This window comes from Limimaricola litoreus, assembly GCF_024159025.1.
Taxonomy (GTDB): Bacteria; Pseudomonadota; Alphaproteobacteria; order Rhodobacterales; family Rhodobacteraceae; genus Limimaricola; species Limimaricola litoreus.
The window spans coordinates 31634-56031 of the sequence record NZ_JAMYXC010000026.1 but is presented as its reverse complement, the minus strand read 5'-3'; the positions used below and the strand labels follow the sequence as shown (position 1 = coordinate 56031).

24 protein-coding genes are annotated in these 24398 nt (G+C 67.8%); 12 read left to right on the top strand and 12 right to left on the bottom strand.

What is annotated here, in order from left to right; all coding sequences use genetic code 11:
- Together NHG85_RS01985 and NHG85_RS01980 are read left to right on the top strand one after the other, a co-directional pair.
- The coding region (locus NHG85_RS01985; protein ID WP_253329293.1) for a hypothetical protein at positions 1-1087 on the top strand (1087 nt) is incomplete at its 5' end.
- A gap of 76 nt (positions 1088-1163) precedes the next feature.
- On the top strand, positions 1164-1592 hold the full coding sequence (locus tag NHG85_RS01980) for a VOC family protein (protein WP_253329291.1): 429 nt from the start codon (positions 1164-1166) through the stop codon (positions 1590-1592).
- Between the two features lie 36 nt (positions 1593-1628).
- On the opposite strand, the gene NHG85_RS01975 is transcribed toward NHG85_RS01980, so the two are convergent.
- The 3 genes from NHG85_RS01975 to NHG85_RS01965 all read right to left on the bottom strand — a co-directional run bounded on the left by NHG85_RS01975 (position 1629) and on the right by NHG85_RS01965 (position 2904).
- Positions 1629-2138, bottom strand: a complete 510-nt coding sequence (locus tag NHG85_RS01975) for a MarR family winged helix-turn-helix transcriptional regulator (protein ID WP_253329289.1) — start codon at positions 2136-2138, stop codon at positions 1629-1631.
- An 80-nt stretch (positions 2139-2218) separates the two neighbouring features.
- Positions 2219-2524 (bottom strand): FAD assembly factor SdhE, encoded by a 306-nt coding sequence (locus tag NHG85_RS01970; protein WP_253329287.1) that lies wholly within the window; start codon positions 2522-2524, stop codon positions 2219-2221.
- On the bottom strand, positions 2521-2904 hold the full coding sequence (locus NHG85_RS01965; RefSeq protein WP_253329285.1) for a helix-turn-helix domain-containing protein: 384 nt from the start codon (positions 2902-2904) through the stop codon (positions 2521-2523). The genes NHG85_RS01970 and NHG85_RS01965 overlap by 4 nt, the downstream gene beginning before the upstream one ends.
- A 128-nt stretch (positions 2905-3032) precedes the next feature.
- Here NHG85_RS01965 and NHG85_RS01960 point away from each other — a divergent pair, with 128 nt between their 5' ends.
- On the top strand, positions 3033-4235 hold the full coding sequence (locus NHG85_RS01960) for a pyridoxal phosphate-dependent aminotransferase (RefSeq protein WP_253329296.1): 1203 nt from the start codon (positions 3033-3035) through the stop codon (positions 4233-4235).
- A gap of 13 nt (positions 4236-4248) precedes the next feature.
- Positions 4249-4659, top strand: coding sequence for a hypothetical protein (locus tag NHG85_RS01955; RefSeq protein WP_253329283.1), 411 nt, complete (start codon positions 4249-4251; stop codon positions 4657-4659).
- Positions 4660-4661: 2 nt separating this feature from the next.
- On the opposite strand, the gene NHG85_RS01950 is transcribed toward NHG85_RS01955, so the two are convergent.
- Entirely contained in the window at positions 4662-5270 is a 609-nt protein-coding gene (locus NHG85_RS01950) for a DedA family protein (RefSeq protein ID WP_253329281.1), read from the bottom strand.
- 33 nt (positions 5271-5303) lie between these two features.
- The gene (locus tag NHG85_RS01945; RefSeq protein ID WP_253329279.1) at positions 5304-6692 is read right to left on the bottom strand and encodes an MATE family efflux transporter; all 1389 of its coding nucleotides are present in this window, start codon (positions 6690-6692) and stop codon (positions 5304-5306) included.
- 150 nt (positions 6693-6842) lie between these two features.
- On the opposite strand from NHG85_RS01945, the gene NHG85_RS01940 reads away from it, so the two are divergent.
- The 3 genes from NHG85_RS01940 to NHG85_RS01930 all read left to right on the top strand — a co-directional run bounded on the left by NHG85_RS01940 (position 6843) and on the right by NHG85_RS01930 (position 11181).
- Positions 6843-8126: an alpha/beta hydrolase family protein gene (locus tag NHG85_RS01940; RefSeq protein ID WP_253329277.1), complete on the top strand. Its 1284-nt coding sequence runs from the start codon at positions 6843-6845 to the stop codon at positions 8124-8126.
- A gap of 140 nt (positions 8127-8266) precedes the next feature.
- The gene (gene parE, locus NHG85_RS01935) at positions 8267-10222 is read left to right on the top strand and encodes a DNA topoisomerase IV subunit B (protein ID WP_253329275.1); all 1956 of its coding nucleotides are present in this window, start codon (positions 8267-8269) and stop codon (positions 10220-10222) included.
- Positions 10219-11181: a COG2958 family protein gene (locus NHG85_RS01930; RefSeq protein ID WP_253329273.1), complete on the top strand. Its 963-nt coding sequence runs from the start codon at positions 10219-10221 to the stop codon at positions 11179-11181. The genes parE and NHG85_RS01930 overlap by 4 nt, the downstream gene beginning before the upstream one ends.
- Before the next feature lie 5 nt (positions 11182-11186).
- Here NHG85_RS01930 and NHG85_RS01925 read toward each other — a convergent pair whose 3' ends face one another.
- Both NHG85_RS01925 and NHG85_RS01920 read right to left on the bottom strand, forming a co-directional pair.
- The gene (locus tag NHG85_RS01925) at positions 11187-11864 is read right to left on the bottom strand and encodes an ABC transporter ATP-binding protein (RefSeq protein WP_253329271.1); all 678 of its coding nucleotides are present in this window, start codon (positions 11862-11864) and stop codon (positions 11187-11189) included.
- Positions 11857-13143, bottom strand: a complete 1287-nt coding sequence (locus tag NHG85_RS01920; RefSeq protein ID WP_253329269.1) for a lipoprotein-releasing ABC transporter permease subunit — start codon at positions 13141-13143, stop codon at positions 11857-11859. The genes NHG85_RS01925 and NHG85_RS01920 overlap by 8 nt, the downstream gene beginning before the upstream one ends.
- A gap of 181 nt (positions 13144-13324) precedes the next feature.
- Between NHG85_RS01920 and NHG85_RS01915 the strand changes: the two genes are divergently transcribed.
- Positions 13325-14305 (top strand): NAD(P)-dependent alcohol dehydrogenase, encoded by a 981-nt coding sequence (locus tag NHG85_RS01915; protein WP_253329267.1) that lies wholly within the window; start codon positions 13325-13327, stop codon positions 14303-14305.
- Positions 14306-14308: 3 nt separating this feature from the next.
- Here the strand turns inward: NHG85_RS01915 and proS are convergent, their stop codons facing one another.
- The gene (gene proS / locus NHG85_RS01910; RefSeq protein ID WP_253329265.1) at positions 14309-15646 is read right to left on the bottom strand and encodes a proline--tRNA ligase; all 1338 of its coding nucleotides are present in this window, start codon (positions 15644-15646) and stop codon (positions 14309-14311) included.
- A 187-nt stretch (positions 15647-15833) separates the two neighbouring features.
- On the opposite strand from proS, the gene NHG85_RS01905 reads away from it, so the two are divergent.
- From NHG85_RS01905 to NHG85_RS01890, 4 genes are all read left to right on the top strand, one after another.
- Positions 15834-16958 (top strand): AI-2E family transporter, encoded by a 1125-nt coding sequence (locus tag NHG85_RS01905; protein ID WP_253329263.1) that lies wholly within the window; start codon positions 15834-15836, stop codon positions 16956-16958.
- On the top strand, positions 16943-17629 hold the full coding sequence (locus NHG85_RS01900; protein WP_253329261.1) for a P-loop NTPase family protein: 687 nt from the start codon (positions 16943-16945) through the stop codon (positions 17627-17629). The genes NHG85_RS01905 and NHG85_RS01900 overlap by 16 nt, the downstream gene beginning before the upstream one ends.
- 49 nt (positions 17630-17678) lie before the next feature.
- A complete protein-coding gene (locus NHG85_RS01895) occupies positions 17679-19868 on the top strand; it encodes an RNA degradosome polyphosphate kinase (RefSeq protein WP_253329259.1) in 2190 nt (729 codons plus the stop codon).
- A 128-nt stretch (positions 19869-19996) separates the two neighbouring features.
- A complete protein-coding gene (locus NHG85_RS01890) occupies positions 19997-21544 on the top strand; it encodes a Ppx/GppA family phosphatase (RefSeq protein WP_253329257.1) in 1548 nt (515 codons plus the stop codon).
- On the opposite strand, the gene NHG85_RS01885 is transcribed toward NHG85_RS01890, so the two are convergent.
- From NHG85_RS01885 to NHG85_RS01870, 4 genes are read right to left on the bottom strand one after another with little or no spacing between them, the layout of a single operon-like run.
- Complete coding sequence (locus tag NHG85_RS01885; RefSeq protein ID WP_253329255.1) at positions 21541-22191, bottom strand: HAD-IA family hydrolase; 651 nt, start codon at positions 22189-22191, stop codon at positions 21541-21543. The two genes, NHG85_RS01890 and NHG85_RS01885, sit on opposite strands and share 4 nt — an antisense overlap.
- Before the next feature lie 57 nt (positions 22192-22248).
- Positions 22249-22626 carry a hypothetical protein gene (locus tag NHG85_RS01880; RefSeq protein ID WP_253329253.1) on the bottom strand — a complete coding sequence of 126 codons (378 nt, stop codon included), beginning with the start codon at positions 22624-22626 and terminating at the stop codon, positions 22249-22251.
- Positions 22627-22635: 9 nt separating this feature from the next.
- The gene (locus NHG85_RS01875) at positions 22636-23649 is read right to left on the bottom strand and encodes an endonuclease/exonuclease/phosphatase family protein (RefSeq protein WP_253329251.1); all 1014 of its coding nucleotides are present in this window, start codon (positions 23647-23649) and stop codon (positions 22636-22638) included.
- Entirely contained in the window at positions 23649-24377 is a 729-nt protein-coding gene (locus NHG85_RS01870; protein WP_253329249.1) for a molecular chaperone DjiA, read from the bottom strand. Before NHG85_RS01870 ends, NHG85_RS01875 begins: the two co-directional genes overlap by 1 nt.
- Positions 24378-24398: the final 21 nt, after the last annotated feature.

Genomic DNA, 24398 nt, shown 5'->3' with positions numbered 1-24398 from the left:
GCATGGGCGGGTCGAAGGGCCGGCGCGGTTTCGCATGGCGCGTCTCGCGGCCTATGCGCTGGCGCAAGAGGGCCGCTACACCCGCGCGCAGATCTGGCTGCGCCGTGCCGCGCCCGATGCCCCCGATGCGCGGGCCGCGCGCGGCCTCGCGCGCGACTATCGCCTCGTGGCGGCGCGCAACCCGCTCACGTTGCGCTTCGGCCTCGGCATAGCTCCCTCCTCCAACATCAACGGCGGCAGCCGTGCCGAGACGCTGGTTCTGCCCGGCCTGCCGTTCGAGTTCGAGCTGGCGGGCGATGCGCGGGCGCTGTCCGGGGTCACGACCACGGCCAGCTTCGGGCTGAGCCATGCGCTGCCCCCCCTGCCGACCGGGCCGCTGGCCTTCGACCTGCAGGCAAAGGGCCGCGTTCACCGCCTGAGCGACACGGCGCGGCGGCAGGCGCCAGAAGCCCGCGGCGCGGATTACGCCCAGGCCGCGCTGAGCCTCGGCCTGCGCCACCGGCTGCAGCACGAAGGCCTGCCACCGCTCGATTTGTCGACCGAGCTGGGGCGCGACTGGTATGGCGGCGCGCCCTATTCGGACCGGCTTGGCCTGGGGCTGTCACGCGCCATGCCGGCGGGAGCCGGGCGGATGCTCACCTTCGGCCTCACGCTTGACCGCGTCGCGCGGCGCGACGTCGACGCAAGCTGGTGGGCCCCTGCCCTTCATGCGGCGTTGCGCCAGGATCTCGGAGCCAACCGGCTCACCCTGTCGGCGCATCTGCGCGACACGCGCAGCGACCGGCCCGACACCGGCCATGACGGGCTGACCGCGCGCCTTGACTACGACCTCGGGCGGCGTGTCGGTCCTGCCGTATTGGGTTTCGGCATGGAGGCGCAGTGGCGCGACTACGACAGCTCGCGCTATGTCACGACCGGGCGCGAGGACCGCAGCCTCGGGATCGAGGCCCGGCTGGGTCTGCCGGAGGCCGGGCGCTACGGGTTCTACCCCGAGATCGGACTGACGGGGCGCAGGGTCTGGTCGAATGCCGATCTGTTCGACGCGCAGACGCTGACGCTCGACATCGGACTGCGCTCCAGCTTCTGAGCGCCGGTGCTGGCCACGGCTGCCCAGCGTGCTAGGCTTTGCGGCAATCGACAAACAGGGACGAGGAAGAGCCGGAATGGCGCTGAAATATCTGCACACGATGGTCCGGGTGAAGGATCTCGAAAAGAGCATGGCCTTCTACGAGCTGCTTGGGCTCAGGGAGACGCACCGCAAGGAAAGCGAAGGGGGCCGCTTCACGCTCGTCTTCATGGCGCCTCCGGGTCAGGAGGAGTGCCCGGTCGAGCTGACCTGGAACTGGGATGGCGATGATGCGCTGCCCTCGGACAGCCGCCATTTCGGCCATCTCGCCTACCGCGTCGACGACATCTATGCCACCTGCCAGCACCTGCAGGACAATGGCGTGACCATCAACAGGCCCCCACGCGACGGGCACATGGCCTTCGTGCGCTCGCCCGACAACATCTCGATCGAGCTGCTGCAGGCCGGAGATGCCCTGCCCCCGCAGGAGCCGTGGTCCAGCATGGAGAACACCGGGCACTGGTAGGCCCGGACAGGATCCCGCCGCCCCTGCGCGGCGGGGTCAGTAGATGTAGCGGATCTGGTCGGTCCAGTAGCGTTCGATCCGGCGCAGCGACATGGTGATGTCATCGATGCCGGTCTGGTCGAGCACCCCGCGCGACAGCATGCCCGCGGCATGGCCCTCGAACAGCTTGTCGACGATGTCGCGGATGCGGCGGCCCTGATCGGTCAGCCGCACGCGGACCGAGCGCCGGTCGATCTGGCAACGCTGGTGGTGCATGTAGCCCGCCTCCACCAGCTTCTTGAGATTGTAGCTGACATTGCTGCCTTGGTAGTAGCCGCGCGATTTCAGCTCTCCGGCCGTCACCTCGTTGTCGCCGACGTTGAACAGCAAGAGCGCCTGCACGGCGTTGATCTCGATCACGCCGACGCGCTCGAACTCGTCCTTGATCACGTCGAGCAGGAGCCTGTGCAGCCGCTCCACCAGCGTCAGACTGTCGAGATAGCTCATCATGAAGGCCACGTCCCGCGCGCTGCGCGGTGCCAGCTCGAGAGAGGAATGCACACTCATTATAGGTCTCCGTTCTGTCCGCCCATCAGGCAGCAATGGGGCAGAATGACGAAGAAACCGTTAAATCGCGTGGATCTGCCTCAGCGGGGCCGCGTCACCCCGCGCGCCCCTTCGGCGATCTCGGCCACCAGCGCGCCATACGGCTCGGGGGGCTGCTTCGCCCCGGCGACCCAAGCATAGAGGTCGTGGTCGTTCTCGGACAGAAGCCGGTCGTAGAGCGCGAGATCGGCATCGCTCATATCTGCGAGACGGCGCTGGGCGAAATCCTGCAGGATCAGGTCCATCTCCTTGATGCCGCGCCGCATGGAGCGCATCCGCAGCCGCCGCACGCGGGTGTCGCGCGGCTCGTCGGCGGGGGCCGCGGGCTCGATCGGCAGCGCGCTCACGCGCCCGCCTCGAGGCTGCGCCGAAGCCGCTTTTCCAGCCGCGCCATGCGTTCGGCGGCCTGCATCATCTCGGTGCGCAGCACGCGCATCTCGGACAGGACATCCGACAGGTGCGGCGCCGTCTCGGCATGCGGCGCCTCGGGCCCGTCGCCGCGCCCGGTCAGCAACCAGCTCAGCGAGACGTTGAGCATGCCCGCCAGCATCTGCAGCCGGTTGGCGCGCGGCTCGTCCATGTCGTCCTCCCAGGCCTGCAGCGTGGAGATCTCGACGCCGAGCCGCGTCGCCAGCGCCTCCTGATCGAGCCCCGCGCCCTCGCGCGCGCCGGCGAGCCTGTCGCCGAAGGTGGCGGCCGTCTCGCTGTAGTAGCCTTCGTCCTGCATCGCGCATTCCTCCTGCCTGTGGCGGCCGCTTGATGACGGCCCGCCCCCGCCATATGACATGGGCGGCGCGTCGTTTCCAGAACGGGCGCGACCAGTCCCGCGCAGCCAGCGACATCCCGGAGCCCGTCATGCCGTTTCTCTCCGACACCCTCTCGCGGGTGCAGCCCTCGCCCACCATCGCCATGACCAACAAGGCCGCCGAGCTGAAGGCGCAGGGGCGCGACATCATCGGGCTGTCGGCTGGAGAGCCCGATTTCGACACGCCCGCCCATATCGCCGAGGCCGGGCGCCGCGCCATCGCGGAAGGCAAGACCCGCTACACCGCCGTCGACGGCATCCCCGAACTTAAGCACGCGATCTGCGCCAAGCTCAAACGCGACAACGGCCTCGACTACGCGCCTGCCGAGATCAGCGTCGGCACCGGGGGCAAGCAGGTGCTCTACAACGCGCTGATGGCGACGCTGAACCCCGGCGACGAGGTGATCATCCCCGCCCCCTACTGGGTCAGCTACCCTGACATGGTGCGCCTCGCGGGCGGCACGCCCGTCACCGTGGCCTGCGGGCTCGACACCGGCTTCAAGATTACGCCCGAACAGCTCGAGGCGGCGATCACGCCCGCGACCAAGTGGTTCGTGTTCAACTCCCCCTCGAACCCCACCGGGGCGGGCTATGCGTGGGAGGAGTTGGCGGCACTCACCGAGGTTCTGCTGCGCCATCCCCATGTCTGGGTGATGACCGACGACATGTACGAACACCTGACATTCGGGGATTTCCGCTTCTGTACGCCCGCGCAGGTCGAACCCGCGCTCAAGACGCGCACGCTGACCGTCAACGGCGTCTCCAAGGCCTATGCGATGACCGGCTGGCGGATCGGCTATGCCGCGGGGCCGGAGCCGCTCATTCGCGCCATGGCCAAGGTGCAGTCGCAATCGACCTCGAACCCCTCCTCGATCAGCCAATGGGCGGCGGTCGAGGCGCTCGACGGGCCGCAGGATTTCATCGCCGACAACAATGCCGTCTTCGCGCGGCGGCGCGATCTCGTGGTCGAGGGGCTGAACGCCTGTCCGGGCGTCACATGCCCGGTGCCCGACGGCGCCTTCTACGTCTATCCCGACATCTCGGGCTGCATCGGCAGGACGAGCGCGGGTGGGACCGCGATCGAGACGGACGAGGATTTCGCGACGGCGCTTCTGGAGGAGGAAGGCGTCGCGGTGGTGTTCGGCGCGGCCTTTGGTCTTTCGCCGAATTTCCGGGTGAGCTACGCTACATCCGACGCGGCGCTGAGCGAGGCCTGCGTCCGAATTCGCCGCTTTTGCGAGGGGCTGCGCTGAGCAAGGGATCCAGATGACCGACCTGTCCGGCTATTATTTCCGCGTAAAGGAAACGGGCGGCACCATGTACCGTATCGGCGACGAGACCCGCCACCGCCGGGTCGATCTCGAACAGGTCGCGGTGATCAACACCCGCAACGGCGACATCCGCGGCCCGGGCAACCGCCCCCTCGCGCCCGAGGATCAGGCCGCCGCCGAACGCTGGCTCGCGCAGCGCCGCGAGATCCTCGCCGCGCGGCAGATCGACGACATCCACCGCGCCATCGATCACATGAACCTCACCGCGCAATGGGTGCAAAGCCAGGCCGGGCCCGAGGATCTCGACGCGGTGACCGAGCCCTTGCTGCTGGCCATGCACGATCTGCGCACCATCCTCGTGCGCAAGAAGGCCGACCGGGTCGAGGCCGCGCGCAAGGAGGGCTGAGGTCAGTCGCGCGCCTTGCGGCCCTTGCCGCGGAACACCCGCCACAGATAGAGGCCGACGATCACCGCGATGACGCCGTTGGTCACCGGGTTGAGCCAGCCCTGCACCCGCTCGTATTGCGATTCCAGCAGGTAGCCCGCGCCGAACAGCGCGCCGACCCAGATCATGCTGCCCGCGGTGGTATAGACGAGGAACCGGCCCAGCGGCATGTGCTGCAGCCCCGCCGGCACCGAGATCAGCGTGCGCACCGTGGGGATCATGCGTCCGAAGAACACCGCCGCGGCACCATGCCGGTCGAACCAGTCCAGCGCCTGCTCGATGCTGTGCCGATCGAGGGTCAGCCAGCGCCCGTGCCGGTCGATCCAGTCCATGATGCGCTCGCGCCCCAGCCTGCGGCCGACCTCGTACCACAGCCAGGCCCCGGCGACCGAGCCCACGACCCCGCCGAGAAAGGTCAGCACCGGGCCGGAGGAGCCGGTCGCAGCGTTGTAGCCCGCAAGCGGCATCACCAGCTCGGACGGAATCGGCGGAAAGACGTTCTCGAGGAACATGAGGGCCGCGACGGCAAAGGCGCCACCGGCGGCGATCCAGGTGGTAATGAAATCGAACATGCCCTGCCAACCCCCCGGGGGGCGGGGCGGTTCCTAGGCCGCGCCGATCCGCACCGAGCGCGACCAGAAGCGCCACAGCAGCATGATCGCCGCAAGTCCGAGCCCCACCACGAGGCCGAGCCAGACCCCCGCCGCGCCGAGCCCGGCGGGAAAGCCCAGCAGGTAGCCCGCCGGCATGCCGATGAGCCAGTAGCTGATCGCGGCGAGCACCATCGGCACGCCGGTGTCCTGCACCCCGCGCAACAGGCCCAGCGCCATGACCTGCAGCGCATCCACGATCTGGAACAGCGCCGCCAGCATCAGCAGCGAAATGCCGGTGGCGACCACCGCCTCGCGCGCCGGATCCTCCGGATCGACGAAGGCCGCGACGAAAGGCTCGGGAATGGCGACGAACATCAGCCCGATCAGCCCGGCGGAGACGATCGAAAGCGTCACCCCCGATTGCCCGATCATCCGCAGCGCCGCCTCGTCGCGCCGGCCCAGCGCCCGGCCCGCACGCACCGTCGCCGCCTGGCTCAGACCGACCTGGATCATGAAGGCGACCGAGGTGACCTGCAGCGCGATGCCATGCGCGGCGAGCGGCACCGCGCCGATCCAGCCCACCATGATGCCGGTGGCGGTGAACAGCCCGCCTTCGGCAAGGCTGGTGAGCCCAATCGGCACACCCAGCCGCACCACCCGGCCCAGCACCTCCCAATCGGGCCGCCACAGCCGCCGCACGAGATCGTATTCCGGCAGCTTGCGCAGCGCATAGGCCACGAGCGCCACCGCCTGCAGCGCCGCCATGGAAAGCGAGGCGATGGCCGCGCCCTGGATGCCCAGCTCCGGCGCGCCCCAATTGCCGAAGATCAGCGCATAGTTCAGCACCGCGTTGCAGACCGCCATGCCGAGCGTGCTCCACAAAAGGATGCCCGTGTGCTCCAGTGCCGAGAGGAACGAGCGCATCACCATCGCCACGAGGCCCGGCACCATCGCCCAGGCCGCGATCCGCAGATAGGCCTCGCCCGCCGCCGCGACCTGCGGCTCCTGCCCCAGCGCGAGGAACAGGTCCTCGGCCCACATCAATGGTGGCACGAAGATGGCGGCATAGATCATGCCGACCCAGATCCCCATGCGCGTGACGCGCCGGACCATGACCGCATCCTCCGCCTCGGCCGCCGTCGCCACCACCGGCATCACCGCCCAGGCAAAGCCCGAGCCGACGATGAAGATCAGGAAATAGAGCGAGGTCGCCAGCGTCGCCGCCGCGAGCGCGGTCACGTCGTACCAGCCGAGCATCACCGTATCGGTGACGTTCATTGCCATCTGAGCGAGGTTGGAGCCGATCAGCGGCAGCGCCAGCACGAGAAGCTTGCGCCCGTGCTGGGCGCGGGTGAGGGCCTCGAAGGGCTTTGCCGGGGCGGTGATCTCTGCCTGTGTCATGCGATCTGCCTACGCCGCGCGGGACCCGCTCGTCCAGATCGCGATTGCCTCGCGCGGCATTCGCCGCCGCGGGGCACGAGCCGCGTGGTGCCATCCCCCTTGCGCCATTCCCCCGTCGTCATAGGGTGGGCGCAACCCGGAGGAGAGAGAATGACCAAGTACCTGCTGGCCGCCTGGGCGGCGCTGCTCGCCAGCCCCGCGCTGGCCGAAAACCGCATCGACCTCGTGCGTCCCGACGCGCCCGAGCTTGCCGCCCATGGCGATCATGTCGTCGGCGTCACCACCATGCGCTTCACCCGCGAGGGCGTGCCGGACGTGGCGCGCGCCACCGAGGAGGAGGTTCCGGAGTACGACCGCGAGATCACCGTCGAGGTCTGGTACCCGGCGGCCCAGGGCACCGAACCCGGCGGCAGCTACACCGCGCTCTTGCGCGACGGCGTAACCGAGGTGCAGCTTCAAGGCCGCGCCGCGCGCGACGCCGAGCCCGTGGCGGAGGGCGCGTTCCCGCTGGTGATCGTCTCGCACGGCTATCCGGGCAACCGTTTCCTGATGAGCCACCTCGCCGAGAACATCGCCACCAAGGGCTATGTCGTGGCCTCCGTCGATCACCCGGATTCGACCTATGACGACATGGGCGCCTTCGGCTCGACGCTGGTGAACCGCCCGCGCGACCAAGCCTTCGTGCTGGACCGGATGGCCGATCTCGACGATTCCATCGGCGCGATCACCGACGGCGACACGGCGGCCGTCATCGGCTACTCCATGGGCGGCTACGGCGCGCTGATCTTCTCGGGCGCAGGGCTGACCGAAGACTTCCGCAGCTCGCGCTACGCCCCGCCGCAAGAGCTTTTGGAGATCAACGCAATGGGCGCCAAAACCATGGCCGACCTGCCGGACGATCGGGTCAAGGCCGTCGTCGCCATCGGCCCATGGGGCCGCAACCGCGACGCTTGGGACGCCGAAGGGCTGTCGGAGATCGACACGCCCCTGATGCTGATCGCGGGCGGTGTCGACGACGTGTCGGGCTATGATGCGATCCGTTCGATCTTCGAGGAGACCAGCGGCACGGAGCGGCACCTGCTGACCTTCGACGATGCCAACCACAACGCCGCCGCGCCGATGCCTGCGCCGGACGAAAGCTGGGAGGTCTCCGAAACCCTGGGATACGCGCCCTTCGACCATTATGCCGACGCGGTCTGGGACACGACCCGGATGAACAATGTCACCCAGCATTTCGTCACCGCCTTTCTCGACCTGCACCTGAAGGGCGACGAGGCCAAGGCCGATTACCTCGACCTCGTGCCTAACAGCGCCGATGCGGTCTGGGACCGCGCCGAGGACGGCACGCCGAACGAGGGCGACAGCTACTGGGCCGGTTTCCCGAACCGCACCGCCAAGGGGCTGCGCTTCGAAACCCTGCCCGCCGGGGAATGACCCAAGCGCCGCGCGCCACGGCGCGCGGCCGCCACCGGAGAACCCGGCACAAAATGTGAACACCATCGCCGCGCCCCGGCGTTGCCCCCGGCCCCGCCTCCGGGTTATATGGCCGTCACCCCAGAACAAGAGCAGTGCCCATGCCCGACGATCTCCTCTCCGGCGCCGAGCCCGCCTATGACGCCTCCTCCATCGAAGTCCTCGAAGGGCTGGAGCCCGTCCGGAAGCGGCCCGGTATGTATATCGGCGGCACGGATGAGCGCGCGCTGCACCACCTCGTGGCCGAGGTGCTCGACAACTCCATGGACGAGGCCGTGGCCGGTCATGCCAACCGGATCGAGGTCGAGCTTCTGGCCGATTATTCGGTGGTGATCCGCGACAATGGCCGCGGCATTCCGATCGACCCGCATCCGAAGTTTCCGGGCAAGTCGGCGCTCGAGGTGATCCTCTGCACGCTGCACGCGGGCGGCAAGTTCTCGGGCAAGGCCTACCAGACCTCCGGCGGCCTGCACGGTGTCGGTGCCTCGGTGGTCAACGCGCTGTCGGACTCCATGGTCGTGCAGGTCGCGCGCAACCGCGAGCTCTACGAACAGAGCTTTTCGCGCGGCGTGCCGCAAGGCCCGGTGGCCAGGATCGGCGCCGCCCCCAACCGGCGCGGCACCACCGTCACCTTCCACGCCGACGAGGAGATCTTCGGCCATCACCGCTTCAAGCCCGCGCGGTTGATGAAGATGGTCCGTTCCAAGGCCTATCTCTTCTCGGGCGTCGAGATCCGCTGGAAGACCGAGATCGACGACGGCGAGACGCCCCGCGAGGCCACCTTCCACTTCCCCGGCGGCCTCGCCGACTATCTCGCCGAGACATTGGGCAAATCCTCGACCTATTCCGACAAGCCCTTCGCCGGCACGGTCGAGTTCTCGGAAAAGTTCAACGTGCCGGGCAAGGTCGAATGGGCCGTGAACTGGACGCCCTCGCGCGACGGCTTCACCCAGTCCTATTGCAACACCGTGCCCACGCCCGAGGGCGGCACGCATGAGGCGGGCTTCTGGGCCGCGATCCTCAAGGGCATCCGCGCTTACGGCGAACTCGTCAACAACAAGAAGGCGGGCCAGATCACCCGCGAGGATCTGACCACCGGCGGCTGCGCGCTGGTGTCGTGCTTCATCCGCGAGCCTGAGTTCGTGGGCCAGACCAAGGACCGGCTGGCCACCACCGAGGCGCAGCGCCTCGTGGAGAATTCGGTGCGCGACCATTTCGACAACTGGCTCGCCTCCGACACCAAGTCCGCGGGCGCTATCCTCGATTTCCTCGTGCTGCGCGCCGAGGAGCGGCTGCGCCGCAAGCAGGAGAAGGAAACCGCCCGCAAGACCGCGACCAAGAAGCTGCGCCTGCCCGGCAAGCTGGTCGATTGCTCGGCCAGCAACCGCTCGGGCACCGAGCTGTTCATCGTCGAGGGCGACTCGGCGGGCGGCTCGGCCAAGATGGCGCGCGACCGCAAGACGCAGGCGCTGCTGCCGCTCAGGGGCAAGATCCTCAACGTGCTGGGGGCGGCCTCATCGAAGCTCGGCTCCAACCAGGAGATCAACGATCTGACGCAGGCGCTGGGCGTCGGGCTCGGGCCGAAGTTCAATGTCGACGATCTGCGTTACGACAAGATCATCATCATGACCGACGCCGACGTCGACGGCGCGCATATCGCGGCGCTGCTGATGACCTTCTTCTTCAGCCAGATGCGCCCGATGATCGACCACGGTCACCTCTACCTCGCCTGCCCGCCGCTCTACCGGCTGACCCAGGGGCCCAAGCGCCTCTACGTCTCCGACGACGCCGAGAAGGAGCGGATGATGCAAAAGGGCCTTGGCGGCAAGGGCAAGATCGACGTGCAGCGCTTCAAGGGTCTGGGCGAGATGGACGCCAAGGACCTGAAGGAGACGACGATGGACCCCGGATCGCGCAAGCTGATCCGCGTGTCGATCAGCGACGACGAGCCGGGCGAGACGGCGGATCTGGTCGAGCGGCTGATGGGCAAGAAGGCGGAACTGCGGTTCCAGTACATTCAGGAGAATGCGCGGTTCGTGGAAGAGCTGGATGTGTGAGGTTAGAAGTGGGCTTTAGTATTGGAAAGTTTGTCTATGAGTGCCTCAAACACCACCCCGACCAAAAGCTGACTGCTCGAGAAATTGCGCAGTGGATAATGAAAGCGCACCCACTAGAGTGCGAAGAAAAGAAGCTTCGCAGTAAAGCACGCGTAACACCAATAGATACAGACGATGCACTGCTGCAGCAAATTGTGGCTGAGATTGGCTCTCAGCGTCCAAGGCTGCAGGCAGTCCATCCTGATGTGAAGACGACAGAGGGCCGCCCCCGCCGATACTACTCGACCAAGAAGAGTGATGCTGAGGAAGTCGCAATAGCAGAAGAAACCGGCTCAGAAGTCGAAACTAACGCCTCTACGTTACCGTTCACAGAAAACGATCTTTACCCCCTTCTATCGCAGTATCTTGCTACTGAACATGGTGTTTATACTAAGAGAATAGATGAGCGTCGTTCGTCGAACAGAAAAGGACAGAACGGGAATAGATGGCTTTATCCTGACCTAGTCGGCATGGAAGACTTGAGCAGAAAGTGGCATGCGGAAGTAAAGGATTGCGCAATAGAATACTTCGACAAAAAGACGAAGCTCTGGTCATTCGAGGTAAAAAAGCTACTAAATAGCAGCAATGTTCGGGAATGTTACTTTCAAGCCGTTAGCAATAGTTCATGGGCGAACCTTGGCTATTTGGTAGCAGCAGAGATCGAAGGTGCCGATACGGTTAGAGAACTACGGATGCTTTCTAGTCTCCATGGTATTGGCGTAATGAAACTAGATCGCGAAAACCCCTCAGAAAGCCAGATCTTTGTTCCAGCGAAGGAAAGGCCTGGGGTTGATTGGAACACTGCCAACCGCTTGGTTGAAGAGAACCCAGACTATCTAGAATTCGTAAGACTTGTTCGACAATTCTATCAAACCGGTGACCCTCGAAAACGCGATTGGGATTACTACGAGAAGCGGTAGTCTAATTACGCCACCACCCCGTGATCCATCCGGACCACCCGGTCCATCCGGCTCGCCAGCTCCAGGTTATGCGTCGCGATCAGCGCCGAAAGCTCCGTGCCGCGCACCAGCGCCATCAGCGCGCCGAAGACCCGATCGGAGGTATCGGGATCGAGGTTGCCGGTCGGCTCATCCGCCAGCAAGAGCCGCGGCGCGTTGGCCAGAGCGCGGCAGAAGGCCACGCGCTGCTGCTCGCCGCCTGACAGCGCCGCCGGCCGGTGATCGGCGCGGGGGGCGACGCCGACCTGATCGAGCAACTCGCGCGCGCACGCCTCGGCCTCGCGGCGCGGCGTGCCTGAGGCAAGCTGCGGCAGCACGATGTTTTCGAGCGCGGTGAACTCGGGCAGCAGGTGGTGGAACTGGTAGATGAAGCCGACATCGGCGCGGCGCACCTGCGTGCGGCGGCGATCCGAGAGCTTGGTCATCTCCCGCCCGCCGATAGCAACATGGCCCTCGTCCGGCGTGTCCAGAAGCCCCGCGATGTGCAGAAGCGTCGACTTGCCCGCGCCTGAGGGCGCGACGAGAGCCACGACTTCGCCCGGCTGGATCACCAGATCCGCGCCGCGCAGCACCTGTACCTCGGAGGGCTTGCCGCGGTTGTAGGTCTTGGTGAGGCCGGAGAGCTTCAGGATCGGATCACTCATAGCGCAGCGCCTCGACCGGGTTCATCCGCGCCGCGCGGCGGGCAGGAAACAGGGTGATGACCCATGACAGGGTGAGCGACAGGGCCACGGCGGAGAGCACGTCGCCCAGCTCCAGCTTGGCGGGCAGCGCGTAGATGCCGCGGATCGACGGATCCCAGACACCGCCGCCGGAGAGGTAGTTCACCGCCGCGAAGATCGGGTCGATCCAGATGGCAAACGCACAGCCCAGGATGACGCCCATGAGCGTACCGATGGTGCCGATGCCCGCGCCGCAGATGAAGAACACCCTGAGCACCGAGCCCTCGGTCAGCCCCATGGTGCGCAGGATGCCGATGTCGCGCCCCTTGTTCTTCACCAGCATGATCAGCCCGGAGATGATGTTCATCGAGGCGATCAGCACGAGGATCGACAGGATCACGAACATCACGTTGTCCTCGACCGTGAGCGCGCGCAGGAAGGCGCCCGCGCTATCGCGCCATGTCCACACGAAGGCCGTCGGCCCCGCCGCATCCATGATCTCGGGTACGAGATCCTGCACGTTGTCGGGGTCCTCGACCATCACCTCGATCTCGCCCGCCACGCCGTCGCGGTTGAAGAAGAGCTGCGCCTCCGACAGCGGCAGGTAGGCGCGCGTGCGGTCGATGTCGTAGCGCCCGGCGGTAAAGATGTAGGTCACCTCATAGGCCGAGACGCGCGGGCTCTGCCCCATCGGGGTCTGCGCACCGTTGGGCGACAGGATGCGCACCTTGTCGCCGATCACCGCGCCCAGCTCCCGCGCCACGCCGGAGCCCAGCGCGATCCCCTCGCCAAAGCGCGCGATGTCGCCGATGCCGGTCTCGGGATCGGCGATGCGCGGCAGGGAGGCGAGATCCTCGGCCCGGATGCCGTAGATCTCGACGCCCGCGTTGCCACTGTCGAAGCTCGCCATCACCTGCCCGCGCACCACAGGGGCCGCGCGAGTGACGCCGTCGATCTGCATGAGCCGCTCGGACAGCCCCTCGTAATCCTCGATCACCCGGCGGGTGATGTCGGTGCCCTCGATCACGCTGTCCTGGTAGACGGTGACATGGGCATTGGCGCCGAGGATCGTGTCGATGAACTCCTCGCGGAAGCCCGCGCGCACCGACAGCGTCGCGATCAGCGCAAAGACGGCGAGGGTGATGCCGACGAGGCTGATCCAGGTCATGACGCTGACCCCGCCCTCGGCGCGGCGGGCACGGATGTAGCGCCAGGCGATCATCCACTCGAAGGCGGAAAACGGGGCGGTGCGGTTGGCCATGAAGGGTCCTTTGAGATGCGCGCGGACCTTGGAGTCGGTCGCAGGCGGGGTCAAGCCGCGACGCCGCCGCCTCACGCCACGGTGCTTGACGCATGGCCTAGGCGAGGGTCAGCTTGGCCGCGGGAAAGGTCATGGCCGGCGCGTTGCGCCCGCCGGACCGCATTTGGGGGGAGGAGCGCCGATGCGCGCCGTGATCTGCCGCGCCTATGGCGGCACCGAGCATCTGGAGATCGTCGAGCGCGCCTTGCCCGAGCCGGGACCGGGCGAGATTCGCGTCGGGCTCTGCGCCGGAACGGTCAGCGCCGGCGACTGGCGCATCCGCTCGCTCAGCGTGCCGCCGGGCTACGGGCTGGTGCTGCGCGCCGCCTTCGGCTGGACCGGCCCGCGCCAACCGGTGCTGGGCACCGCCTTTTCCGGCGTGGTCGAGGCAGTGGGCGAAGGCGTGACCCGCTTCGGCCCGGGCGACGAGGTGTTCGGCTCCACCGGCATGAAGATGGGCGCCCATGCCGAGGCGGTGGTGCTGCCCGAGACGGGTGCCGTGGTTCACAAGCCGCATGTGCTGATCCATTCCCAAGCCGCCGCCCTGCCCTTCGGCGCGACCACGGCGCTGCAGTTCCTGCGCGATCGCGGCAGGCTCAAGGCCGGGCACAGGCTCTGCGTCGTCGGCGCGTCGGGCGCGGTCGGCACCGCGGCGGTGCAGATCGGCCGGGCGATGGGCGCGCATGTGACGGCCGTCTGCTCGGCGGCCAATGCCGATCTGGTGCGCGATCTGGGCGCGCGCGAGGTGATTGCCCATGACGAGGGAGAGGACCCTTTCGCCGAGGAAAACCGCTTCGACGTGATCCTCGACACGGTGGGTCAGGCGCCCCTGAAGCGGCGGATGCGGGCGCTGCGCCGCCGGGGCCGGCTGCTGCTGGTCTATGCGGGGCTGGGCACAGAGATCGCGTCGCGCTTCGTGGGCCGCGGCGGGCGACGGGCGCGCGGCGGGGTGGCCAAGGAAAGCCGCGCCGACATGGAGGAGATCGCCCGGCTCATCGAGGCGGGCGACCTGCGCGCGGTGATCGACAGCCGCTACCGGCTGTCGCAGATCGCGCAGGCCTATGACCGGGTGGCGACGGGCCGCAAGCGCGGCGCCGTCGTGCTTCTCCCCGACGACATCTAGCCTTCAAAGATAGGCATAGATCCGGGCGATCTTCTCGACCGCCTGCTCGGGCGGCAGCTCCTCGCTCTCGCCGGTGCGGCGCGAGACCAGCTCGACCACGCCGTTCTTGAGCCCCTTGGGCCCGACGGTGATCCGCCACGGCAGGCCGATCAGGTCCATGGTGGCGAACTTGGCGCCCGCGCGCTCGTTGCGGTCGTCATAGAGCGGGTCGAGGCCCAGCGCCTGCAGCCCGGCATAGATGCCCGCGCAGGCGGCATCTGTCTCGGCGTCGCCCTGGCGCAGGTTGACGATGCCTACGTGGAAGGGCGTCACGCCCTCGGGCCAGATGATGCCCTTATCGTCGTGGCTCGCCTCGATGATCGCACCGACGAGCCGGCTCACACCGATGCCGTGGCTGCCCATCTCGACCGGCACGCGCTGGCCTTCGGCATTGGTCACGGTCGCGCCCATCGCCTCGGAATACTTGGTGCCGAAGTAGAAGATCTGCCCGACCTCGATCCCGCGCGAGGAGCGGCGGCGCTCTTCGGGCACCGCGTCGAACAGCGCCGCGTCATGCGTCTCGTCGGTGCGCGCATAGGGCGTGGTCCATTCAGAGACGATCTGCTTGAGCTGGTTCGGATCCTCGTAGTTCACCACCCGGTCGGCGAGCTGCAGGTCGAGGATGGCGTTGTCGTAGAAGACCTCGCTCTCGCCGGTCTCGGCCAGCACGAGGAACTCATGCGTGTTCTCGCCGCCGATCGGCCCGGAATCCGCGCGCATCGGGATCGCCTTAAGCCCCATCCGCTCATAGGTGCGCAGGTAGCTCACCATGTGGCGGTCGTAAGCCTCCAGCGCGCTCTCGCGGTCGACGTCGAAGTTGTAGCCGTCCTTCATCAGGAACTCGCGGCCGCGCATCACGCCGAAGCGCGGGCGCATCTCGTCGCGGAACTTCCACTGGATGTGATACAGCGTCTTGGGCAGGTCGCGGTAGGAGGAGATGTAGCTGCGGAAGATGTCGGTGATCATCTCCTCGTTGGTGGGACCATAGAGCAGGTCGCGCCCGTGCCGGTCCTTGATGCGCAGCATCTCCTCGCCATACGCCTCGTAGCGCCCGCTCTCGCGCCACAGGTCGGCCGATTGCAGCGTCGGCATCAGCAGCGGGATATGCCCGGCCTTCTGCTGCTCCTCGTCGACGATCCGCTCGATGTTGCGCAGCACCTTGAGCCCCAGCGGCAGCCAGGAATAGATGCCGACCGCGGCCTGCTTGATCAGACCCGCGCGCAACATGTAGCGGTGGCTGATGATCTGCGCCTCGGCGGGCGTTTCCTTGAGCACGGGCAGGAAATAGCGGGTCAGACGCATCGAGGAATCCTATTGTCAGAGAGCCGGGTCGGCCGGGGAGCGGACGAATTCCCCTGTAGGGGAGTGCCGCGCACCTGACAAGCGCCGTCCCGCCCTGCCCTCGCGCCGGTTGCACGGGGCCAAAAGGCTTGCGTGCCACCCTCCGGGCGGCGACATAGGTGGGACACCCCCGCAAGGAGCGAATTTCGTGGCACTTCCGATCCAGCAGCAGGCGCGCATCTGGGCCGTCATCGCCGCCGTGACCTTCGTCCTGCTGTGGCTCCTGGGCGACGTGATCCTGCCGTTTCTTCTGGGCGGCGCGCTGGCCTACCTGCTCGACCCGCTGGCCGACCGGCTGGAGCGGCTGGGGCTGAGCCGGACATGGGCGGTGGCGGTGATCGCGCTGGGCGTGGTGCTGGGCTTCGTCGCAGCCGTGCTCCTGCTGATCCCGACGCTGATCCGGCAGACGAGCCAGCTGGTGCAGACCGCGCCCGATCTGGTCTCGGGGCTGCGCGACGGGCTGGCCGCGCGCTTTCCCGAGCTGATGGACGAAAGCTCCACCATCCGCGGCCAGCTCGACGCGATCGGCGCGGGACTTCAGGCGCGCGGCGGCGAGATCCTCGAAAGCGTGCTGACCTCGGCCATGGGGGTGATCAACCTTCTCGTGCTCTTCGTCGTCGTCCCCGTCGTCGCGGTCTACCTGCTGGTAGACTGGGACCGGATGGTCGCGCGGATCGACGAGCTTCTGCCGCGCGAGCACGCGCCGACGATCCGCCAGCTGGCACGCGAGGTCGACCGCACGCTTGCCTCCTTCGTGCGCGGACAGGGCCTCGTCTGCCTGATCCTGGGCACCTATTATGCGGTGGCGCTGGCGCTGGTGGGGCTCAACTTCGGCCTCGTGGTCGGCGCGGTGGCCGGGCTCGTCACCTTCATCCCCTATGTGGGCGCGCTGGTGGGCGGCGTGCTGGCGATCGGGCTGGCGCTGTTCCAGTTCTGGGGCGACTGGGTCTGGATCGGTGCCGTGGCGGGGATCTTCGTCGCGGGCCAGATGATCGAGGGCAACATCCTGACCCCGCGCCTGGTCGGCGGTTCGGTCGGGCTACACCCGGTCTGGCTTCTCTTCGCGCTGGCGGTGTTCGGCACGCTGTTCGGCTTCGTCGGCATGCTGGTGGCGGTGCCCTTCGCGGCGAGCCTCGGGGTCTTCGCCCGCTTTGCCGTCTCGCGCTACCAGGACAGCACGCTCTATCGCGGCACCCCCACCGCGATGCCGCCGCCCGTGGCACCGCCGGGCGCGCCCGCGACCCCGCCGGAGGGCGCATGGCGTGGCAACTGAGCCTCGATCTGCCGCTGGCGGTGGCGCTGGGGCCCGAGGATTTCATCCTGTCCGATGCCAACCGCGCCGCGCACCGCATGGTGACGGCGATGGGCTGGCCCGAGGGCAAGCTGGCGCTGATCGGCCCGCCCGGTTCGGGCAAGAGCCACCTCGCCCGCGTCTGGCAGGCGACCAGCGAGGCGATGATCCTGCTGGCGCATGATCTCGGCCCCAGCCTGCCGCCCCCCGCCCCGGGGGCCGCGATCGTGGTCGAGGACATCCAGCGCCTTCCCCCCGCCTCCGAGGAGACGCTGTTTCACCTGCACAACCGGCTCGCCGCCTCCGGCGGGCGGCTGCTGCTCACCGCCGACCGCGCGCCCGCCCGGCTCGACATCCGCCTGCCCGACCTGGCCTCCCGGCTTCAGGCGACGGCGGTGGCGCGGATCGCCGATCCCGACGACCGGCTTCTGCGCGCCGTTCTGGCCAAGCATTTCGCCGATCGCCAGCTGGTGCCCATGGCCGAGGTGATCCCCTTTCTCGCTGCCCGGATCGAACGCAGTTTCGCCAGCGCCGCCGCCGTGGTCGCCCGGCTCGACCGGATGGCGCTGGCCGAAGCCCGACCCGTGAGCCGGGCGCTGGCGCGCAGGGCGCTGGGCACATCGCTGGACATTCCCGCCGGGCGGGCGCGATAGTGGGGCGACCCTTCATCCCGACGTTGCAAAGATGCGCCAGACAGCACCCATGACACAGGCCGATTTCCTCACTGCGGGCTTTCCCGAACCGGTGGCGCTCGATGCCGATCTCACCGGGCCCGCGCGTTTCGTCAATCGCGAGCTGAGCTGGCTCGGCTTCAATTTCCGGGTGCTGGAGGAGGCCGAGAACCCTCGCGTGCCGCTCTTGGAACGGCTGCGCTTCCTGTCTATCTCGGCCACCAATCTCGACGAGTTCTACACCGTGCGTGTGGCGGGCCTGCGCGAACTGGCGCAGGCCGGCAACGCCACGCCCGCGATGGACGGGCTGACCCCGGCCGAGCAGCTGCGCCGGATCGACCGCGAGGCGCGCGCGCTGATGGCGCGCCAGCAGGAGATCTTCAAGGCGCTGTGCGACGAGATGGCGACGCATGGCATCACCATCCTGAAACGCGCGGATGTGGCCAAGAAGGACATGGCCTTTCTCTCGGACGCCTTCCTCAACCGCGTCTTCCCGGTGCTCTCGCCCCTGGCGATCGACCCGGCGCATCCCTTCCCCTTCATCCCCAACGAAGGGCTGGCGCTGGCGCTCTCTCTGGAGCGCACCTCCGACAAGAAGCCGCTGCGCGCGCTCTTGCCGGTGCCCGCGCAGATAGACCGCTTCGTGCAGCTGCCCTCCGAGGAGGGGCAGCGCTACCTGCCGCTCGAAGAGCTGCTGCTGCTCAACCTCGACCAGCTGTTTCCGGGCTACAAGGTGAAGGGGCACTGCACCTTCCGCGTGCTGCGCGACAGCGATCTGGAGGTCGAGGAGGAGGCCGAGGATCTGGTGCGCGAGTTCGAGGTCGCGCTCAAGCGGCGCCGGCGCGGCGAGGTGGTGCGCATGAAGCTCTCCGCCGGCGCGCCGCCCGCGCTCAAGGCCACCATCATGGAAGAGCTGCACATCCGCGACGCGGAGGTGATGGAGGTCGAGGGGCTGATCGGCATCGGCAATCTCAAGGAGCTTGTCACCGACGCGCGGCCCGATCTTCTGTGGCCGCCCTTCACCCCGAGGGTCCCTGAGCGGGTGCAGGACCACGACGGCGACATGTTCGCGGCGATCCGGCAAAAGGACATGCTGCTGCACCACCCCTACGAGACCTTCGATATGGTCAACCGCTTCCTGCAGCAGGCGGCGACCGACCCGGACGTGGTGGCGATCAAGCAGACGCTCTACCGCACCTCGCGCAATTCGCCCATCGTCGAGGCACTGTGCGAGGCGGCCGAGGACGGCAAGTCGGTCACCGCGCTGGTGGAGCTCAAGGCCCGCTTCGACGAGGCCGCCAACATCCGCCAGTCGCGCCGGCTGGAGCGCGCGGGCGCGCATGTCGTCTACGGCTTCACCCAGTACAAGACCCACGCCAAGATCAGCACGGTGGTCCGGCGCGAGGGGGACGGGCTCGTCACCTACACCCATTTCGGCACCGGCAACTATCACCCGATCACCGCGCGGATCTATACCGACCTGTCCTTTTTCACCTGCGACGCGGCGCTGGGCCGCGACGCGACCAAGGTGTTCAACTACATCGGCGGTTCGGCCGAGCCCTTGGGCCTCGAAAACCTCGCCATCTCGCCGCTGACGCTCAAGGCGCGGCTGCTGGAGATGATCGCGACCGAGGCCGAGCACGCGCGCGCGGGCCGCCCAGCCGAGATCTGGGCCAAGCTGAACTCCATCGTCGAGGCCGAGGTGATCGACGCGCTCTACGCCGCGAGCCGCGCGGGCGTGAAGATCTCGCTCGTGGTGCGCGGCATCTGCGGGCTGCGCCCCGGCATCGAGGGGCTTTCGGAGAACATCCGGGTGAAATCCATCGTCGGACGGTTTCTAGAACACAGCCGCATCGTCTGCTTCGGCAACGGGCGCGGCCTGCCGTCGAAGAAGGCGCGGGTCTTCGTCTCATCGGCCGACTGGATGGGCCGCAACCTCAACCGCCGGGTCGAGACGCTGGCCGAGATCACCAACCCGACCGTCAAGGCGCAGATCACCGATCAGATTATGGCGGCCAACCTCGCCGACGTGGCGCAAAGCTGGGTCATGGGCCCCGACGGGCGGTTCAACCGCGCCGACTGGCCAGAGGACGGGCGCGCCTTTTCCTGCCACCGCTTCTTCATGGAGAACCCCTCGCTTTCAGGCCGGGGCACCGCAGGCGCAGGCGACGTGCCGCAGCTGACCCATGCGCATGACGAGGTCGAGCGGACTCTTTCGTAGAGAATTCAAGGCATCGTCCATTTTTCCTTTGCCCCCGCCGGACAGGCCGTTAAGACCGCGCCCGATGCGGAGCGTTGACTCCGCAAGAAGCCGGGCCACATGCTGCGGCAGGATCATGAGGGGGCTTCATGAACGAACACAGCGACGCGCAGGGCGGCGACTGGGGGCCTTTCGGCCGACCGCTGTTCGATGATCCCACCTCCCGCGCGCTCAGCCGGGTCGGCGTGGTCGACGTGGGCTCGAACTCAGTCCGGCTCGTGGTGTTCGACGGCGCGGCCCGCTCTCCTGCCTATTTCTACAACGAAAAGATCATGTGCGCGCTGGGCGAGGGCCTCTCCGAGACGGGCCGCCTGTCGCCCCGGGGCCGCGAGCGGGCGCTGAAAGCGCTCAAGCGCTTCGCCACGCTGGCCGTGGGCATGAACATCACGCCGCTCACCGCCGTCGCCACCGCCGCCGTGCGCGAGGCCGAGGACGGGCCGGAGTTCTGCGAGGAGGTGCTGCGCGAGACCGGCATCGAGATCCACGTCATCTCGGGGGACGAGGAGGCGCGGCTTTCGGCGCAGGGCGTGCTGCTGGGCTGGCCCGGCTCCTACGGTATGGTCTGCGACATCGGAGGCTCCTCGATGGAGCTTGCCGATATCGACGACGGCAAGGTGGGCCGTCGCCTGACCTCGGCGCTGGGCCCCTTGAAGCTCAAGGAGGTGAAGGGCGGGGACGCAGGCCTCGACGACTACATCAAAACCACGATCGACGAGATCCACGCCGAGATGAAGAACGAGACCGGCATGCGGCTGTTTCTCGTCGGCGGCTCTTGGCGGGCGATCGCGCGCTGCGACATGACGCGGCGCGACTACCCGCTCACCGTGCTGCACGAATACCGCATGACGACCGAGTCCGTGGCCGAGACGCGGGCCTACATCAAGGCCGAGGACCCCGAGGAACTGCGCGGCCGCGCCGGGGTCTCGTCCGACCGGATAGCGCTGGTGCCGCTGGCGATCCGGGTGCTCGACCGGCTGGTGAAGGTGTTCCAACCCAAGGATATCACCATTTCCTCCTACGGCATCCGCGAGGGCATGCTCTACGAGCAGATGCCCCCCACCCTGCGCGACCGCGACCCTCTGATCGAGGCCTGCCGCTTCGCCGAGGCCAAGGACGCGCGGATGCCCGGCTTCGGCCCGGTCCTGTTCGATTTCGTGCGCCCGCTGTTTCCCCATGCCGATTGGCAGCGCAAGCGCATCATCAAGGCCGCCTGTCTGCTGCACGACGTGAGCTGGCGCGCCCACCCCGACTACCGCCCGCAGGTCTGCTTCGACAACGCCACGCGTGCCAACCTCGGCGGGCTCAAGCATTCAGAACGGATCTTCCTCGGGCTGGCCCTGATGCACCGCTATTCCAACAAGCGCGAGGGCGCGCGCTACAAGCAGATGTTCACGCTGGTCTCCGAGGAGGACAAGCGCGAGGCCGCCGTTCTGGGCAAGGCGATGCGTCTGGGCGCGATGCTGTGGCTCGGAGCCGAGACGGTGCCGGGCAACCTCGCCTGGAACGCGGTGGACAAGACGCTGACGCTCGATCTTGATCCGCGCGCACGCTCGCTGTACGGCGAGGTGGCCGAGCAGCGGTTCAAATCACTGGCCTCGACGCTCGATGCCACCGGCGAGGTGCGCATCCGCGACTAGGCCAGTAGATCGGACAAGCGCGACAGCGGGCGGCCTTCTCCTTGCGAAAGCCGCCCCGGCGCGGCCCAGCCGACGCCGCGAAACGCCATGCCCGCCGCCCGCGCCGTCGCCTCGTCGACCTCGGTGTCGCCGACATAGATCGCGCCCTGCACGCCCAGGTCCCCGATCACCGCGCGCAGATGGCCCGGATCGGGCTTGCGCGTGGGCACGGCATCGGCGCCGCGCACCGCGTCGAAGAGATGGTCGAGACCGAGCTTCGCCAGCACCGTTTCGGTGAGCGCCTGCGGCTTGTTGGTGCACAGCCCGAGCCGCCAGCCCGCCGCCTTCAGCGCGGCGAGATCCTCGGCGACATGCGGAAAGATCGTCGTGCGCGCGACGGGGGCATCGGCATAGGTGGCAAGATAGGCTTCCGTGAGCACCTCGATGTCCGAGGGTGCGGCGGGAATGCGCTGCCGCCACAGCAGATCGGCCACGAGCCGGTGCGCGCCGTTGCCGATCAACCCGATCACCACCGCGTCCTCGGTCGGCTCCAGCCCATGCGCCACGAAGGTTTGGTTCACCGCCCGGGCGATGTCCGGCCCGCTGTCGATCAGCGTGCCGTCAAGATCGAATACAGCGGCGCGCGGGCCGCCTTGCGCTGGCGTCATGGGCGTGTTCCGTGTGGCATTGCAGCAGCTTAGGCGCTGCACTGGCCCCGGCACAAGTCAGATATCGAATTCCGGCGCGTCCGGGTCGGGCGTGAATTCGGGCGCCTCTCGCTTGCGGCGCAGGATGATGTCGCCATTGTCGAGGATCTCGGGCGCCTCGTAATTGGCGATGTCGTCGATCCGGTCGAGCACCCCCATCAGCGCCGGGCCCATCTCCGACAACAAGGCCCGCAGATGCGGCTCGGCCATCTCGGCGAAGCCGCGGAAATCCTCGATGGCGGGCTCCATCTCGCCCAGCAGCCCGTCGAAGAACAGCTCCGCGCCGCGCTGCATCAGGCCGAGGCCCTCCTCCTCGCCGGGGGCCTCCTCGATCTGGGCTGTGGCGGGACCGGCGATGAGCGCGGCAATGATGGCGGCGTGAAGCGTCTGTCTCATGCCCCCGATCTAGGCGGCGGGGACGGGCTTTCCAGACAGGTCGAGATCGAGCGTGACAGGAAAATGATCGGAGGCCGCGAGCAAGGCCGCGCTCAGTTTGGCATCGGCATAGATCTCGGGATCGTCGAAGGGGTGCCAGATGCGCCAGCGGGGGCCGCAGGCGCACAGGTCGGGCGAGATCATCGCGTAATCAAGGAGGGCCGAGAGAATGCGCCAGTCGGGCGGCACGGCAAAGCGCGCGGTGGCCGGCTGGGCCGCCATCGGATGCGCAAGCGCGAGCCGGGCATGCGGATCGTGAAGCCGGCGCTCCGGCGGGGCCTCCTCGCCCAGCACGATCTCGATGCCCGAGCGGCCGAACAGCCGCTCCTGCGCATCGAGGCCGGGGCCGTCGTTGAAATCGCCCATCACCACGAGGCTGTCGCCCGCGTCGAGATGATCCTCGATCCGCGCCCGCAGCCAGCCGCATTGCGCGAGCTGCTTGCGGCGGTTCTCCACCGCGATGCGCTGAAGGTCGCGCGCATCGTCGGCACCATGCGGGGCCTTGGACTTGGCATGCACCCCGATCAGCCGCAGCACCGCCCCCTCCGCCTCGACCACGAGCTCCAACGGCGGCTTGGACCATGCGATCCGGCTGTCGCCCTTACCCGCGTGCAGATCGAACCGCGGGGCGCTTGCGCTGGCGCGCGGATCGTGGCGGGCGCGCAGCCGGTCGGGATCGTAGAGAAAGGCGATCTCCTGCTGGGTATGGCTGCGAAACCCGATCAGCGCCTCGCGCGTCCTCAGCCCGGCTTGGGCTGCGAATGTCTCGAGCGCGCGAACCCCGTCGCGCTTGCCGCCCGTATCGGGGGCCTCGACCACCACGATCCCGTCCGCGTCGAGCGCGTGCATCACATGGGCGATGCCGTCCAGCTGCTGCGCGCGGGTGATGCCATAGCGCGCGGAGTCGCCCATGTCATGCTGCGGCTGGCCCGCATCGTCGAACAGCCGGTCAAACCAGGCGACGTTCCACGTCGCCAGCCGCATCAGGCGCGGCCTTCGTCGCCGCCCGGCGCGGTGGTGACGACCCGGTCCGCCCCCTGCCCTTCGGAGATCCGCTCCCAGGCACGGTTGGCGGCGATGAGACGGCTTTCGGCCATCTTCATCGCCTCTTCGGGCAAGCCGCGCGCAATGAGCCGGTCGGGATGGGTCTCGCGCACGATGCCGCGCCAGGCATCGCGGATCTCGGCCATGTCGTCATCGGGCGAAACGCCCAGCACGTCGTAGGGATCGGGCTCGGCATCGGGGACGAAACGCGCACGCAGCCGCGCGAAGCTGCGCGGGTCGATCTCGAAGATCTCGGCGACGCGCTGCAGAAAGGCGTTCTCGGCGGGGTGATAGTCGCCATCGGCGAGGGCTATGTGAAACAGCCCCTCCATCAGGTCGCACAGGGGACCCTTGTCCTTGCCGAACATCGCGGCGATCTTGGCGGCGTAATCCTCGAAGCCCGCCACGTCGGTGCGCGCCATGTTGAAGACGCGCGCGGCGTTGGTCTCTTCTTCGGGCGGGATGGTGAAAACCTCGCGGAAGGCCGCGACCTCGCCGCGCGTCACCTGCCCGTCGGCCTTGGCCATCTTCGCGCCCAGCGCGATGACGGCGATGGCGAAGGCCACCGAGCGTTCGGGCGGGGTGCGCAGCCGATCGAAGATCGAAGCGAGGCTTTCGCCCTGCCTCAGCGCGGAGAGGATCTCGGCTATGCGTGTCCAGATCGACATGGGCCCACCTTAGCGCCGCGT

Coding starts and splice junctions, on each gene's coding strand:
- NHG85_RS01915 (WP_253329267.1), top strand. CDS start 13,325: ATGCGCGCCGTGATCTGCCGCGCCTATGGCGGCACCGAGCATCTGGAG.
- NHG85_RS01940 (WP_253329277.1), top strand. CDS start 6,843: ATGACCAAGTACCTGCTGGCCGCCTGGGCGGCGCTGCTCGCCAGCCCC.
- NHG85_RS01960 (WP_253329296.1), top strand. CDS start 3,033: ATGCCGTTTCTCTCCGACACCCTCTCGCGGGTGCAGCCCTCGCCCACC.
- NHG85_RS01955 (WP_253329283.1), top strand. CDS start 4,249: ATGACCGACCTGTCCGGCTATTATTTCCGCGTAAAGGAAACGGGCGGC.
- NHG85_RS01950 (WP_253329281.1), bottom strand. CDS start 5,270: ATGTTCGATTTCATTACCACCTGGATCGCCGCCGGTGGCGCCTTTGCC.
- NHG85_RS01875 (WP_253329251.1), bottom strand. CDS start 23,649: ATGCGGCTGGCGACGTGGAACGTCGCCTGGTTTGACCGGCTGTTCGAC.
- NHG85_RS01925 (WP_253329271.1), bottom strand. CDS start 11,864: ATGAGTGATCCGATCCTGAAGCTCTCCGGCCTCACCAAGACCTACAAC.
- NHG85_RS01975 (WP_253329289.1), bottom strand. CDS start 2,138: ATGAGTGTGCATTCCTCTCTCGAGCTGGCACCGCGCAGCGCGCGGGAC.
- NHG85_RS01870 (WP_253329249.1), bottom strand. CDS start 24,377: ATGTCGATCTGGACACGCATAGCCGAGATCCTCTCCGCGCTGAGGCAG.
- NHG85_RS01885 (WP_253329255.1), bottom strand. CDS start 22,191: ATGACGCCAGCGCAAGGCGGCCCGCGCGCCGCTGTATTCGATCTTGAC.
- NHG85_RS01890 (WP_253329257.1), top strand. CDS start 19,997: ATGAACGAACACAGCGACGCGCAGGGCGGCGACTGGGGGCCTTTCGGC.
- NHG85_RS01920 (WP_253329269.1), bottom strand. CDS start 13,143: ATGGCCAACCGCACCGCCCCGTTTTCCGCCTTCGAGTGGATGATCGCC.
- NHG85_RS01945 (WP_253329279.1), bottom strand. CDS start 6,692: ATGACACAGGCAGAGATCACCGCCCCGGCAAAGCCCTTCGAGGCCCTC.
- NHG85_RS01900 (WP_253329261.1), top strand. CDS start 16,943: ATGGCGTGGCAACTGAGCCTCGATCTGCCGCTGGCGGTGGCGCTGGGG.
- proS (WP_253329265.1), bottom strand. CDS start 15,646: ATGCGTCTGACCCGCTATTTCCTGCCCGTGCTCAAGGAAACGCCCGCC.
- NHG85_RS01965 (WP_253329285.1), bottom strand. CDS start 2,904: ATGCAGGACGAAGGCTACTACAGCGAGACGGCCGCCACCTTCGGCGAC.
- parE (WP_253329275.1), top strand. CDS start 8,267: ATGCCCGACGATCTCCTCTCCGGCGCCGAGCCCGCCTATGACGCCTCC.
- NHG85_RS01980 (WP_253329291.1), top strand. CDS start 1,164: ATGGCGCTGAAATATCTGCACACGATGGTCCGGGTGAAGGATCTCGAA.
- NHG85_RS01895 (WP_253329259.1), top strand. CDS start 17,679: ATGACACAGGCCGATTTCCTCACTGCGGGCTTTCCCGAACCGGTGGCG.
- NHG85_RS01880 (WP_253329253.1), bottom strand. CDS start 22,626: ATGAGACAGACGCTTCACGCCGCCATCATTGCCGCGCTCATCGCCGGT.